The sequence below is a fragment of the Flavobacterium sp. genome (assembly GCF_043773265.1).
Classification (GTDB): Bacteria; Bacteroidota; Bacteroidia; order Flavobacteriales; family Flavobacteriaceae; genus Flavobacterium.
The window spans coordinates 1-14158 of the sequence record NZ_JAYVFH010000166.1 but is presented as its reverse complement, the minus strand read 5'-3'; the positions used below and the strand labels follow the sequence as shown (position 1 = coordinate 14158).

The following is a 14158-nucleotide window of genomic DNA, read 5'->3' as shown; positions in this document are numbered from 1 at the left end:
AAATTTTTCATGAACCAACATATTTCTTAATTCAGCTTTTGCTTCTGCCAAATCTTTAATTATTAAAACGCCTTTTCCAGCAGCCAAACCATCAGCTTTTAGAACATATGGCGGTTGTAAAGTTTCTAAAAATCGACAACCTTTTTCTACTGTATCTTTTGTAAAACTATCATAAGCTGCAGTTGGAATTTTATGTTTTATCAAAAATTCCTTTGCAAATTCTTTACTTCCTTCTAGTTGCGCACCAATTTTTGATGGACCAATAACAGGAATGTGATTTAAATCAGAATCAGTTGCGAAAAAATCATAAATTCCTGCAACCAATGGATCTTCTGGACCAACAACAATCATTTGTAATTTTTCTGTTAAAGCAAAAGTTTTTAAAGCATCAAAATCTAAAATGTTTAGGTTAACATTCGTAGCAATTTGCGAAGTTCCAGCATTTCCTGGAGCAACAAATAATTTAGAGCATTTAGATGATTGTAGCATTTTCCATGCTAAAGCGTGTTCTCTTCCGCCAGAACCGAGTAGTAAAATTGTCATTGTGTTGTTCATTCTGAACTTGTTTCAGACCCGAGAGCTTGCTCGAACTGGCGAAGCAATCTCATCTTAATTTAAACTGATTGTGTTTCAGTATTAAGAAATCTTTTCTAAAATTTGTTCTGTTTAGTTGTGGTACAAAAATAGTTTGTTTTAAATAGAAAAAATAATTTATTTTACTTACCTTTGGCGTTAGTAACGTAGAAGATATGATAATTTCATTTGGCTCAAAAGAAACTGAAAAGATTTGGAATGGTGTTTTACTAAAAAAACCATCTAAAGAAATTCAAGAAATAGGCAGACGAAAATTAAGAATGTTAAACAATTCGCAAGACTTAAACGATTTAAGAATTCCGCCATCAAATAGATTAGAAAAACTATCTGGAAACTTAAAAGAGTTTTACAGCATTAGAATTAACAAACAGTGGCGAATAATTTTTATTTGGGAAAATGGAAATGCGAGTGGAGTTGAGATTATAGATTATCATTAATAAATTGAAAAAGATGGAAAAACTAAAAAACATACATCCGGGAGAAATTCTATTAGAAGAATTTTTAATTCCTTTAGAAATTAGTGCTTATCGTTTGTCTAAAGATTTAAAAATTCCGCAAACCAGAATTTCTGAAATCACAAAAGGAAACAGAAGAATTACTGCTGATACCGCTTTACGATTAAGTCAATATTTTGGAAATTCTGCAAAGTTTTGGCTTGGGCTTCAAGACGATTATGATATTGAAGAAGGTAAAGAATCTAAAGAAAAAGAATTGCAATCTATAAAAAGATTCGAAATTCAAAAAGTAGCTTAAATGTTCAACCTTTTCAATTTATCGCTCAAACTAAATGGTTTTCCAATGAAGAAAGCAATTGCTGAATTTGAAAAAATTCAATCCATTCCTGAAGCCCAATTTGAAAATTATGTGATAGAAAAAAGAAAAGAAATTGTTGACTATCATTTAAAAAACAACAAGTCATATCGAGAATTTGTTGGAAAATCTGAATTAAAAAAATGGAATGAACTTCCAATAATGACTAAAAAGGATTTTCAGAAACCTTTATCAGAAAGACTTTCTAATGATTTTACTTTAAAAGATGTATATGTTAATAAAACGTCAGGCTCAAGTGGTGATCCTTTTATTTTTGCGAAAGATAAATTTTGTCATGCCTTAACTTGGGCAAATATCATCAACCGATTTGGATGGTTTGGAATTAATTTTAATTCGTCGTTACAAGCACGTTTTTACGGAATTCCATTAGATTTTATCGGAAATAAAAAAGAACGAATTAAAGACTTTTTAAAGAAAAGTTACCGATTTACAATTTTTGATTTATCAGATGTTGTTTTAGAAAAGACACTGAAAAAATTTCAGTGTAAAAAGTTCGATTACATCAACGGTTACACTTCTTCGATAGTTTTATTTGCCAAATTTCTTCAAAAGAAAAACATTGTTTTAACCTCTATTTGTCCAACGTTGAAATGTTGTGTGGTTACTTCCGAAATGTTATTTGAAGAAGATAAACAATTGATGGAGAAACAATTTGGAGTTCCAATTATCAATGAATATGGTGCTTCCGAACTAGATTTGATTGCTTTTCAAAATCCGAAAGATGAATGGCAAATAAATTCGGAAACCTTATTTGTAGAAATTTTAGATGAAAACAATAACGTTTTACCCAACGGAAAAGAAGGTCGAATTGTGATTACATCGTTATACAACAAAGCGCATCCGTTTATTAGATATGATATTGGCGATCTTGGAATTCTAGACGAAAAAAGCACCATCAAAAAACCAATTCTTAAAAAATTAATTGGACGAACTAACGACGTTGCCATTCTTCCAAGTGGAAAAAAAGCACCTGGATTGACCTTTTATTACGTAACCAAAAGCATTATTGAAGACGATGGAAATGTAAAAGAATTTGTGATAAAACAAACAAAAATCGATACTTTTGAAGTCGAATATGTAAGTGAAAATGAGTTAACCGAAAGTCAAATTCTAACTATTGAAAAAGCAATTACCACTTATTTAGAAAGTGGTTTGACTTTTACATTCACTAGAAAAGAAAAATTAGAACGAAGTAAAAGTGGAAAATTGAAACAGTTTGTTTCGATGGTAAAATAAATTGGAGGTCACAAATTGTGACCTCCAATAACAAACTTGATATCACAAATTGTGACTTCAAGACGTTTAAGGTCGCAAATTGCGACCTTGAAGAAAAATATAGAATAATTTATGAGTAATGAAATTCAACTTTCGGAAGAATTAATTTCTAATAAAATTTACTTTATTAGAAATCAAAAAGTGATGTTTGATAGAGACTTAGCTACACTTTATGGCATTGAAACTAAAAGATTAAAAGAACAAGTTAAACGTAATATTTCTAGATTTCCTGAAGATTTCATGTTTGAACTTAGTAAATCAGAATTCGAAAATTGGAGGTCGCAATTTGCGACCTCCAATTCTGAAAAAATGAGTTTACGATATTTACCAATGGTTTTCACAGAACATGGAGTTTTGATGTTATCAAGTGTTTTAAATAGTGACAAAGCCATTCAGACAAATATTCAAATTATGCGGATATTCAGTAAAGTACGTCAGATGCTTTTGGATACTACCGATTTAAAAATTGATATATTGCAGATTCAAAAGAAATTAGAAAACCACGATAAGAATATTGAATTGGTTTTTAGCTATTTAGATGAATTGACCGAGAAAAAAGAAGACACAAAACCAAGAACGAAAATTGGTTATAAGAAATAATTCTTCAAGGTCACAAATTGTGACCTTGAAGAAAATTAATAAATAAGTATCTTAAAATAGTTGAGATACTGAAACAAGATTGACAATACAATTCAGATGATGAAAAGATTCTGAAATAAATTCAGAATAAATGAAAATAACAATAATAGCAGGCGCAAGACCAAATTTTATAAAAATCGCACCAATTATAAAAGCGATTGAAAAACGACAATCGGAAGGTGAAACTATTTCTTTTAGATTGGTTCACACAGGTCAACATTACGATAAAAACCTCAGTGATACTTTTTTTGAGGAGTTGAATATTCCGCATCCAAATGCTAATTTGGAAGTGAAAAGTGGTTCGCAAGCCGAGCAAACTGGTGCAATTATGATTGCTTTTGAAAAAGAGTTACTTCAAAATTCTTGTGATTTAGTGTTGGTAGTTGGCGATGTAAATTCAACTATGGCTTGTGCAATTGTAGCCAAGAAAATGAATATAAAAGTAGTGCATGTTGAAGCCGGAATTCGTTCTGGAGATATGACAATGCCCGAAGAAATTAATAGAATTGTGACTGATAGTATTACCGATTATTTTTTTACAACTTCAACCTTAGCATCAGAAAATTTATTGAAAAATGGTGTTGATTCAAGTAATGTTCATTTTGTTGGCAATGTAATGATTGATACTTTATATCAGAATTTAGATAGAATTTCAGCTCCGAGTTTTTGGAAAGAATTTAGATTAGAAACTGGAAATTACATCATTTTGACTTTGCATCGACCATCAAATGTTGATGAGGAAAAATCATTGATAGATTTACTTGAAGGAATTGATAAAATGGTTGGCGATAAAAAAATAATTTTCCCTATTCATCCAAGAACGAAAGCAATTTTGGGTGAAACCAATTTGAATTTGAAAAACATTTTATTTGTAGAACCACAAGGTTATTTGAATTTTATGTATTTGATAAAAAACAGTTTTGCAGTGATTACAGATTCTGGTGGCATTTCTGAGGAAACTACGGTTTTAGGAATTCCGTGTTTTACCATGCGAACAACAACCGAAAGACCAGAAACTATTGAAATTGGAACTAATAATTTGGTGGGGATTACTGTTGAAAATCTTGAAAATGCTTATAAAAAATTGAAAGATACTGACTTTCGTCAGCATAGAATTCCTGAACTTTGGGACGGAAAAGCATCAGATAGAATTATTGCTATTTTGTTAAAAAAATTAGACACGAATTTCACGAATTTGTAAATAAATACACAATTAAATTATTCTAAAGTTAAACATGAATTTCACGAATTAGCACGAATTTATAACTGGTAAAATTTTACTGAGAGTTAGAATTTAAAAAGAATTAAATACTGATTTCACTACAGCATTAATTAATATTTATGGAAATTTGTGAAATAATTAAGCATTCAGAATTTGTAAAAATTTGTGTAATTTGTGGTAGAAAGTTATAATAAAACAAGTTCAGCAGATGCTGAAATAAATTCAGCATAAATGAAAGAAATTTTAATCATATCCAATTATTACCCACCAGAAAAAGGCGCTGCTGCCAATAGAATTGAGCAGTTGGCTTTGAAATTGCATCAAAATAATTATAAAGTTTCTGTCATTTGTCCGTTGGGAAATTATCCAAAAGGTGAATTGTTTCCAGAATATAAAGGTAAATTTTCTGTCACAGAGAATCGTGATAACATTACCGTGAAAAGGTTATGGATTTATCCAAGTGTAAGCAAAAATTTGATTGTTAGAATTATTTCGGTTTTGTCTTTTTCGTTGAGTTTGTTTTTTTATTTATTATTTAAAAAAACACCTTCAAAAGTAGTCGTTCAGTCGCCACCATTATTACTTTCATTTATTTCGGTTTTTGTGCTTTCACTAAAAAACAAAAAGATAATTCTCAATATTTCAGATCTTTGGCCTTTGGCAGCTATTGAATTGAAAGCTTTGAAAGAAAATTCGTTTTCGCATAAATTCTCGATATTTTTAGAACGTTATATTTATAAAAAAGCATCATTAATTATTGGACAATCTAATGAAATTATAACGCATGTAAAATCATTATTTCCTGATAAAAAATGTTTTTTATACCGCAACTTTCCCAATCATAAAGTTGAGAATTTAGATTTGATTACTGAAGAAAACCAACCAATAAAAATCTTTTATGCAGGACTTTTAGGAATTGCACAAGGTGTTTATGAAATGTGTGAAAAAATAGATTTTAGATCCTTACAGGATGACAAAATTGAGTTTCACATCTTTGGCGATGGTGCCGAAAAAAAACTAATAGAAGCTTTAATTTCATCTGAAAAAGGTAAAAACATCTTCTTTCATGGAATGATGGATCGCAAAGAGTTACACGAAAAACTAAAAACGTTTGATATTGCAATTGTTCCTTTAAAAGTTAGAATTTATGGTTCTGTTCCTTCAAAAATTTTCGAATATGGTTCGCTTGGATTTCCAATTTTATATTTTGGTGGTGGCGAAGGTGAAACTATTGTTGAAGAAAATAATTTGGGTTGGGTTGCACAAGTTGGAGATTATAAGGATTTGAATGAAAAACTAAAATCAATTTCAAAAATAAGTAAATCAGAATTGGATTTGATGAAAAAAAGAATATTTGAAGACACTAAAAAAACTTTCAATTTAGACCATCAAATGAAATATTTAATCGAAAAAGATGTTTTTTAATACGCTTTATCTTCGCCTTTAAAAATGTTTATTACGGTTTGAATTATGATTTTAATGTCCATAACAATTGACCAATTTTCTATATAAAAAACATCAAATTTGATTCGGTTAATCATATCTTCATCTGTTTCAATTTCGCCGCGATAACCTTTTACTTGGGCAAGACCTGTAATTCCTGGTTTTACATAATGACGAACCATGTATTTTTTTACTTTGCTTGCATACGACTTGTTTTGTGACCATAAATGTGGTCTTGGTCCAACAACAGACATATCGCCCATTAAAACATTAAAAAATTGAGGTAATTCGTCAATGCTAGTTTTTCGCATAAATTTACCCATTTTAGTTACACGTGGATCATTTTTAGATGCTTCTTTTTCAGTTGTTTCATTAACTTGCATGGAACGAAATTTATAACAAAAAAATTCGTTTTCGTCTAATCCTGGTCTTCCTTGTTTAAAGAAAATTGGTCCTTTGGATTCTATCAAAATTAGAATTGCAATTAGTGGCATTAACCACGAAAGAATAAAAACTATCACAAATAAAGAAAAGAAAATATCAAATGCTCTTTTAATTCCTTTTATTGTTGGGTTGTGAAGCTGTGTTTTTTGTAATGATAAAACTGGAAATAATTCGTAATAATCTACTTTTAAATTTTTAGAGAAAATTTCTTTAGAATCTGGAATAAATTTTATTGATTTATTATTTTCATCAGCAAATTCTACTAAATCCTTGAGTCGATCATTTGAAATTTCATTCAATGAACAATAAATTTCGTCTATATTATTTTGAATAACAAATTCTTTTAGGTCGTCGATTTTACCTTTTATTTCTGGATTTTGTTTTTTATCTGAAAAATAACCTTGAAAACGGTATCCATAATCTTGTCGGCTATCAAAAACTTCTTTCAATCGAATTGATTCTGGAGTGTAACCAATAATAACTGCGTTTCTAAAGTTGCTTCCTGTTACAATTCTATATTTTTTTAAATAATAAAATAAAAAATATTTAAATAATATTATTGTAAGAAAACTAAATGTTGTAAAAATAGCAATTGCTTTTCCGCTAAAAATTGAGGTTTTTGCAAACGGAAAAAAAGCAATAATAATCAATAAAAAAATAGCTGCTTGTTTTATTAGTTTAGTAATAATTTCAACTGGTGTTGTAAATCTAAAAACATCATAAAACTTAACTAGGAATGCAATAATTATCCATGTTATGCTTTGATATAATATATAATAAGTAGTATTTAATTTTAAATCTTTGAAGAAATATAAACTAAAAATTGTTATTATAATTAAATCAAAACCAATGCTTATTGGTCTAATGTACTTAGAATATCTACCTGTTTGTCCTGAAACCATAAATTAATGGATGTATCCTTTAAAATCTTTATGTTCTTCTTTTAATAATTCTTCTGATGATAATGATTTAAAATAATCATAAGTTAATTTCATTCCTTCTTCTCTGTTCACTTTAGCTTCCCAACCTAAAATTGCTTTAGCTTTTGTAGTGTCTGGTTGTCTTTGTAACGGATCGTTTATTGGCAATGGATGGTAAACTACTTTTTGATTTGTGCCTGTTAATTTTATTATTTCTTCTGCAAAATCTTTTATGGTAATTTCATCTGGATTTCCAATATTTACTGGATAAACATAATCGGAATGTAGTAATCTAAAAATTCCTTCCACTTGATCGGTTACATAACAGAAAGAACGTGTTTGCATTCCGTCGCCAAAAATAGTTAAATCTTCGCCACGAAGTGCTTGTCCAATAAACGCAGGAATTACACGACCATCGTTTAATCTCATTCTTGGTCCATAAGTATTAAATATTCTAACAATTCTAGTTTCTACACCATGAAAAGTGTGGTAAGCCATGGTTATAGATTCTTGAAAACGTTTGGCTTCATCATAAACTCCTCTTGGTCCAATGGTGTTTACGTTTCCGTAATATTCTTCTGTTTGTGGATGAACTAATGGATCGCCATACACTTCAGATGTTGAAGCAATAAGAATTCTAGCGTTTTTTACACGCGCCAAACCAAGTAAATTGTGTGTTCCAAGCGAACCAACTTTCAAGGTTTGAATCGGAATTTTTAAATAATCTATCGGACTTGCAGGTGAAGCAAAATGAAGTATATAATCAAGATTTCCTGGAACATGAACAAACTTTGTAACATCGTGATGATAAAATTCAAAGTTTTTTTCTTTAAAAAGATGCTCAATATTTTTTAAATCGCCTGTAATAAGATTATCCATTGCTATAACAAAATAACCTTCTTTTAAAAACCTGTCACACAAATGTGATCCTAAAAACCCAGCTGCGCCTGTTATTAATATTCTTTTCATGTTGTTTTAGGTTTTTCTTTTATCAAATTATTTATAATCGTTTTTGAATTAAAAAGACAATACATTGTTATAAAAAATACAACTCCGCGTTGTCGCCACAAAAATGATTCTGTCAAAAATAAACTTATCATTAGAATTGCAAAAGAAAAATGTATAAAATCTTTGTTTTTTATTGCTTTTTTTAATGTTAAGCAAACCATTATGACCAAAAGTATAAATCCAACTACTCCAAGCTCGGCAAAATTTTGAATATATTGGTTGTGAAAATTGAAACTTTCGTATCCTTCATGCAAATTGTGTTCAATGCGTTTTTGTGTAATTTTTTTCCAAGATGCGTTTAAACCATAACCATTAAAAAAAATATTTTCTTCTAGAAGTAATTCTTTAAAAATTCTAATTTGATAAACTCTTAAAGCTGTTCCTGGAAAATAATCATTGCCAGAAAACTTTTCTTGGTTCCAAGCATCATAAATACTTACATTATAAACTAATCCTTTACTGCTGATGGCTTCATTTATTGAATTGTTGGTTACATTGGATTTAATTTCAATTTCAAATCGTTCTTTTATTTTATTGAAAAACAATAGTAGTATTAGTGATAAAGAAATAAATCCAACATAAAAATATACTTTTTTGAATGTTTTCTTTTTATTAAAAAACATAAATAAAAATAATAATATAAAAAAAACTACAATAATGTTTTTAGACGATAATAAGAAAATCATTACTAGTAATAGTACAATTGCAAATTTGTCTAAAATTGTTTTTTTTGATTTAATTAGAAAACAAAAGAAAGCTATTGTACAATAACACGAAACATGAATTGCATTTACATCTTTGGTGACTAACTCGTGGTAGAAAAAAACTGAAGAATCTTGAGTAATAAAAAACCTATATGTCGCTATCACTAAAACTCCTATTGAAAACACAAAAATTGAGTAAGCATAAATAATTAGTATTCTGTTTTTAGCTTCTCTAGAAATTGGGTTTATAAAAAAACTAAAAGGAAGTAATACTAAAGTGATTTCTTTTAATAATGCCTGAAAAGTTAAATCGAAATCAATTGTCCAAAGCAGTGAAAGTAGCATTAATAAATATAATGCAACTGGAAATAAAAGCTGTGATTGAATTTTAAATTTATTTTCTTTTGCTTTATAAATAGAAAATGCCGTTAGTAAAATTACCGAAGAACTGTTGTATCTATAATGAAGCGGAATTGTTATGAGAACTAATGTAAGTAAAAATTCAAACGTGTTATTTGTTGTTTGATTTTTTACCTTTAGAAAGACATTGTTCAAATAATTGTAAATATTGATCATTAATTTTCTCCCAGTTAAATTCTTTTATTATTGCTTGGTAGTTGTTTTCAATTAACTGCAAGTTATCATTTTTTTTGACTGTTTCCAATATATTCTTAACCTCAGTTGAATTAATAAAATAATGACTGTTGTTTTTTAATATTCCTTTATTGAAATCATTTCCGTGTGCAATTACCAAAGCTTTTGAAGCCATAGCTTCTAGCAAAGAAGGATTTGTTCCACCAACTGAATGTCCGTGAAAGTATAATTTAGAAAAATAACGGAGATTATTTAAATGTTCTAGATTATAAATTCCGCCAAGAAACTTGATGTTGGTATTATTTTTAAATTTATTTTTTAGGTATTCGCCATATTTGGTTTCGTGTTTTCCAATAACCAAAATTGTTGTTTTATCATTACTTAGTGCAACACCTTCAAGAACCATATCAAGATTGTTTTCTGGTTCGAATCGTGCCATGATCATGTTATAGTTTTCTTTTTCTAATTTATATTCTAATAAAGTAGCTTCGTTTGGAGTTGAAAAAGGATCTGCACCATAAGCAATATAAGTTGAGTCTTTTTTGTATTTTTCTTTCAGGAATTTTTCAATTCCAATAGAATCTGACACTAAATAATCGCTGCTTTTGGCTGCCAATCTTTCGGCAAATTTCAAGAATTGTTGAACTGGTTTCGAATATTTGGTTCGTTTCCACTCAAGACCATCCATATTAGTGATGATAATTGGTTTTTTAGGCAATAGAAAAAACCAAATAGAATTGCTAGTGTAACCAAGTTGAAGAATAATATCAAAATTTCTTTTTCGGGAATCTAAAATGCAGTTGTAATCATAAATAAACTGACCAAAAGTGCCTAGTTTGTGTTCTGGATCATTAATGTGAAGAATGTTTACACCATTAAAGCTTTTTTCTTGAAAAGGATGATTGTGCGAATTGTAACAATAAACCTCATGACCTTTTTCTACAAGATATACCGAGAAAAATTCTGCAAATTGTTCAAAACCTCCGTAGTAATTGGGCACACCGCGAGTTCCTAAAATGGCAATTTTCATTTATTTTCTTCTTTTTCTGTGGGCAAAAATAAGGAAATAGAATTAATTAAAAATGCTTAATTATATGTTTTCTTTTAAACTATTTTAAAGAAAAGTTTTTCAAAACTTTCAATATATTTAATTACAGAAAACTCTTTAACAGCTCTTTTATATCCTTTTTCTCCAAATAAATTTCTTAATTCTGGATTTTCAATTAGTTTAACAAGAGCTTCTGATAGTGCTATTTCATTATTTGGTTCAACCAAAAAGCCAGTTTCATTGTTAATAATAATTTCTGTTAAGCCACCATGATTTGAACCAATTACTGGTTTTTTGGCAAGCATAGCTTCGACGGCAACAAGACCAAAAGATTCTGCTTCTGTAGATGGCATTACAGCAATGTCAGTAATTGACCATATTTGAGATAACTCTTTTGTAAAAGAATGAACTTTTACCTTTTTGTCTAATTTATTGTCCGATATAAATTGTTTTATTTCAGTTAAATAATATTCTTGTCCCTCTACAGGAGAACCAACAAATAATAATTTCAAATTATCACTTTGATTAAAATGTTTTATAAAAGTATTTAATAAGTATTTATGTCCTTTTAATCTACTTATTCTTCCTATTAAAGTTATTACTATGTCGTTATTATTAAACCCAAAATCTGTTTTTAAAATAGTTATTGAATCATCTTTATGCATTTCAATACCATTATGAATCACTAAAGCTTTTTTATTTAATCTTTTTTCTCTTTTAATAAGATTATCCATAGTCGCATTTGAATTGCAAACTACAGAATCGGCATATTTGTATAATAGTTTTGGGAAAGTTGAAGCAATTATTTTAGGGTGAACAATTATTTCATGCACATGCCAAATGTGTTTAATTTTTCGTCTTTTTGCATAAAAAACACCTAGTAAAACAGCCAAAGTATTAGAGTAAATAATATCAAATTTGTGTTCTTTGTTTAATTCATCAAGAACCTTAAACGCTTTTTTAATATCTTTAAAAAAATTTAATTGGTTTTTGGGCGAAAACATTTTTCGATAAAGCTTTAATACTGGAGCAATAACTACTTTTATGTTTTCTTTTTCAAGTTCTCTTTTTAGTGGTCCATCAAATGGTAAAACAACAACAGGATGAAACTGGCTTTTGTCAAGATGTTTTAACAACAGTAATAATGTTTTGTCAGAACCATATAACTCTGCCGATTGATGTATGAAAAGTATGTTTTTCATTTATTCAATAGTCTTTAAAATTTTTGCAGGAACTCCACCAATCACAACATTGTCTGGAAAAACTCCGTTAACAACTGCTCCAGCTGCAATAACACAGTTATTACCAACAACGCAACCATCAAGAAAAGTAGCTTTTGCTCCAACCCAAATATTATTTCCCAAAACGATTCCTTTATTGGTAACGCCTTGTTCTCTTATTAGTTTGGAGGTATCGCTAAAATTGTGGTTTTCTGAGTGAAAACTTATGTAGGAACCCATAATTACGTCGTTTCCTATAACAATTCCACCAGCTGCGCCAAAATGTGTATAATCTCCTATCGCTGAGTTATTTCCCATTTTTAAACCAATTCCATATTTAGACATGTGGCTTGTGGTATTTAAATTTGAGAAAGAACCAATTTTTACACCGTTTCCAAGTACAATTTTGTTTTTGGCATAACCATCAAGAATTGTGTCTTTTTCTATTGTAACATTTTTACCAAATTGAAAGTTGTTTTTATTAAGCAAAACACATCTTTTACCTAAATAAACTTTTTTTCTTAAAAAAATAATTCCTCTTAATAGCATTAAAATTCTTTTAATTAAAATATGTATAAATAAACCATTTGGAATATCTATATCAATACTATAATCTTTGCCAGATTTATTTAATAACTTTTGAAAAACTTTCTTAATCATACTACTTGCTTTTTTTGTGATTTTGCTAAACCAAATAATAATGCTCCTAAAACAAAAACTGTTGTATCGTTGGTATTATAAATACCTGTTATTGTTAATGTTGTAAATAAATAAAAAATTCCTAACGCCGAAATAAAAATAGCTTCAAACGATACTTTTGAATAAATGTTTTTATACAATCCCAAAAGGAATGTTAAGTATAAAATTAATCCTATTATTCCTGTTTTATACAATACATAAGGATAACCGTTGTGCAATTCTGAAATATATTTAATTCCATCATCTTTAGCTTCGCCTAATGGTGCTTTAAATTTTAAATTTACTAACGAACCATAACCAGTTCCAGATAAATAACTTAATGGCTTGTCGTTCATTAATGCAAAAGCTCTTTTTGCTTCGTAACCACGCCAATGATCCCAAAGGTCTTCGTGGTTATCTCTGTCAATATTGGTTTTAAACAATTCTTCGGGAGCAATTTTTATTTTGTATAAAAACGCTTCTAATCCTGGTTTACTTCTATCAATTTTTACAGAATATAAATATCCGTAAAGTAAAATTACACTTAAAAAAGCAATTCCAATTACTGTAATTGATTTAGAAGTTATTTTAGTATAACCTTTTATTGAGAAAAAGAAAATTAATGCGCCAACCATCATTGTTCTTGAAAAATATAAGATGCATGATAGTAACAAAACTATGAAAATTGCTTTGGACTTAGCTTTAGAATTAAATAATTTATCATTGAAAAAAAAATTATAGTATCCTAAAAAGAAAATTGCAATTAGTTCTAAAAAATTATCTTTTGTAAGAGATCTAATTTCGTTTACAGTTCCCGAAGATAAATTGGTGAAAAATAAAATTAGAAAAAAATGTATTATTGCCGATATAAAACCTGTTTTTACAATGGTTTTAATAAAAAGCTTATCGTTGTTGATGGTTTTAAAGAAAAAGTAACCAATGAGAATTCCTTGCAATGGTTTTATAAAGTGAAAAACGTCTTTAAGTGCGTATCCAATAGGGTTTTTGTAAATTAACATGCCTAAAAATCCTAAAATAAAAATCAGAAAAACAGGTATTATTGTTTTTAATAATCTAACTGAAAGTTTTGGTTTTTCTAACCCAAAATAAACTAATAAAACTGCTATTTGTAGAAAAATATTAATTTTAAACGACGGAAGATATATTTGTGATAAAAGTACCACAATGAAAAGTGCTCTGTAAAAACTGCTTTTGTTAATCTTCATTCTAAAATTTAGTTAAAGCCCAAAAATAGGGATTTAATTGGTTTTTAAAGCTAATTTTATATTTTTTACAAAAGAGTTTATTTGTAAAATAATTGAAATAACAATTTTTTGAATTCCCGAAAAATGTTTTTTGATGTATATTTTATATCCTTTAACCAACATTGGATTCTTATTGGTATTGAATCCAACAAAGTGAATGTAACTTATACTAGTCATAAAAACACGTTTTAAACCAACTTTAGCAATTTTTTTACAAAAATCTACATCTTCTACATACATGAAGTAATCTTCGTCAAAACCATTGATTTTGTT

At 28.5% G+C, this 14158-nt stretch carries 15 protein-coding genes; 6 read left to right on the top strand and 9 right to left on the bottom strand.

Going from position 1 to position 14158, the window contains the following annotated elements:
* On the bottom strand, nucleotides 1-543 hold a 543-nt coding region (locus tag ACH2BO_RS09205; protein ID WP_395044456.1), incomplete at its 3' end, for a phosphoribosylamine--glycine ligase.
* A gap of 206 nt (nucleotides 544-749) precedes the next feature.
* Between ACH2BO_RS09205 and ACH2BO_RS09200 the strand changes: the two genes are divergently transcribed.
* The 6 genes from ACH2BO_RS09200 to ACH2BO_RS09175 all read left to right on the top strand — a co-directional run bounded on the left by ACH2BO_RS09200 (nucleotide 750) and on the right by ACH2BO_RS09175 (nucleotide 5986).
* Nucleotides 750-1031 (top strand): type II toxin-antitoxin system RelE/ParE family toxin, encoded by a 282-nt coding sequence (locus ACH2BO_RS09200; protein ID WP_395044455.1) that lies wholly within the window; start codon nucleotides 750-752, stop codon nucleotides 1029-1031.
* Nucleotides 1032-1044: 13 nt separating this feature from the next.
* A complete protein-coding gene (locus ACH2BO_RS09195; protein WP_395044454.1) occupies nucleotides 1045-1347 on the top strand; it encodes a HigA family addiction module antitoxin in 303 nt (100 codons plus the stop codon).
* Nucleotides 1348-2661: a phenylacetate--CoA ligase family protein gene (locus ACH2BO_RS09190; RefSeq protein ID WP_395044453.1), complete on the top strand. Its 1314-nt coding sequence runs from the start codon at nucleotides 1348-1350 to the stop codon at nucleotides 2659-2661.
* 111 nt (nucleotides 2662-2772) lie between these two features.
* Nucleotides 2773-3300, top strand: coding sequence for an ORF6N domain-containing protein (locus ACH2BO_RS09185; RefSeq protein WP_395044452.1), 528 nt, complete (start codon nucleotides 2773-2775; stop codon nucleotides 3298-3300).
* Nucleotides 3301-3430: 130 nt separating this feature from the next.
* Nucleotides 3431-4540: a non-hydrolyzing UDP-N-acetylglucosamine 2-epimerase gene (gene wecB / locus ACH2BO_RS09180; protein ID WP_395044451.1), complete on the top strand. Its 1110-nt coding sequence runs from the start codon at nucleotides 3431-3433 to the stop codon at nucleotides 4538-4540.
* 252 nt (nucleotides 4541-4792) lie between these two features.
* Entirely contained in the window at nucleotides 4793-5986 is a 1194-nt protein-coding gene (locus ACH2BO_RS09175) for a glycosyltransferase family 4 protein (RefSeq protein WP_395044450.1), read from the top strand.
* On the opposite strand, the gene ACH2BO_RS09170 is transcribed toward ACH2BO_RS09175, so the two are convergent.
* From ACH2BO_RS09170 to ACH2BO_RS09135, 8 genes are all read right to left on the bottom strand, one after another.
* Nucleotides 5983-7350 (bottom strand): undecaprenyl-phosphate glucose phosphotransferase, encoded by a 1368-nt coding sequence (locus ACH2BO_RS09170; protein ID WP_395044449.1) that lies wholly within the window; start codon nucleotides 7348-7350, stop codon nucleotides 5983-5985. The two genes, ACH2BO_RS09175 and ACH2BO_RS09170, sit on opposite strands and share 4 nt — an antisense overlap.
* Before the next feature lie 3 nt (nucleotides 7351-7353).
* On the bottom strand, nucleotides 7354-8337 hold the full coding sequence (locus ACH2BO_RS09165; RefSeq protein ID WP_395044448.1) for a UDP-glucuronic acid decarboxylase family protein: 984 nt from the start codon (nucleotides 8335-8337) through the stop codon (nucleotides 7354-7356).
* Complete coding sequence (locus ACH2BO_RS09160; RefSeq protein ID WP_395044447.1) at nucleotides 8334-9656, bottom strand: O-antigen ligase family protein; 1323 nt, start codon at nucleotides 9654-9656, stop codon at nucleotides 8334-8336. Before ACH2BO_RS09160 ends, ACH2BO_RS09165 begins: the two co-directional genes overlap by 4 nt.
* Nucleotides 9592-10704 (bottom strand): DUF1972 domain-containing protein, encoded by a 1113-nt coding sequence (locus tag ACH2BO_RS09155; protein WP_395044446.1) that lies wholly within the window; start codon nucleotides 10702-10704, stop codon nucleotides 9592-9594. Before ACH2BO_RS09155 ends, ACH2BO_RS09160 begins: the two co-directional genes overlap by 65 nt.
* A 74-nt stretch (nucleotides 10705-10778) precedes the next feature.
* A complete protein-coding gene (locus tag ACH2BO_RS09150; RefSeq protein ID WP_395044445.1) occupies nucleotides 10779-11924 on the bottom strand; it encodes a glycosyltransferase family 4 protein in 1146 nt (381 codons plus the stop codon).
* Entirely contained in the window at nucleotides 11925-12602 is a 678-nt protein-coding gene (locus ACH2BO_RS09145; protein ID WP_395044444.1) for an acyltransferase, read from the bottom strand. It lies immediately after the preceding gene.
* The gene (locus tag ACH2BO_RS09140) at nucleotides 12599-13846 is read right to left on the bottom strand and encodes an O-antigen ligase family protein (RefSeq protein ID WP_395044443.1); all 1248 of its coding nucleotides are present in this window, start codon (nucleotides 13844-13846) and stop codon (nucleotides 12599-12601) included. The genes ACH2BO_RS09145 and ACH2BO_RS09140 overlap by 4 nt, the downstream gene beginning before the upstream one ends.
* A gap of 33 nt (nucleotides 13847-13879) precedes the next feature.
* The coding region (locus ACH2BO_RS09135; protein WP_395044442.1) for a glycosyltransferase family 2 protein at nucleotides 13880-14158 on the bottom strand (279 nt) is incomplete at its 5' end.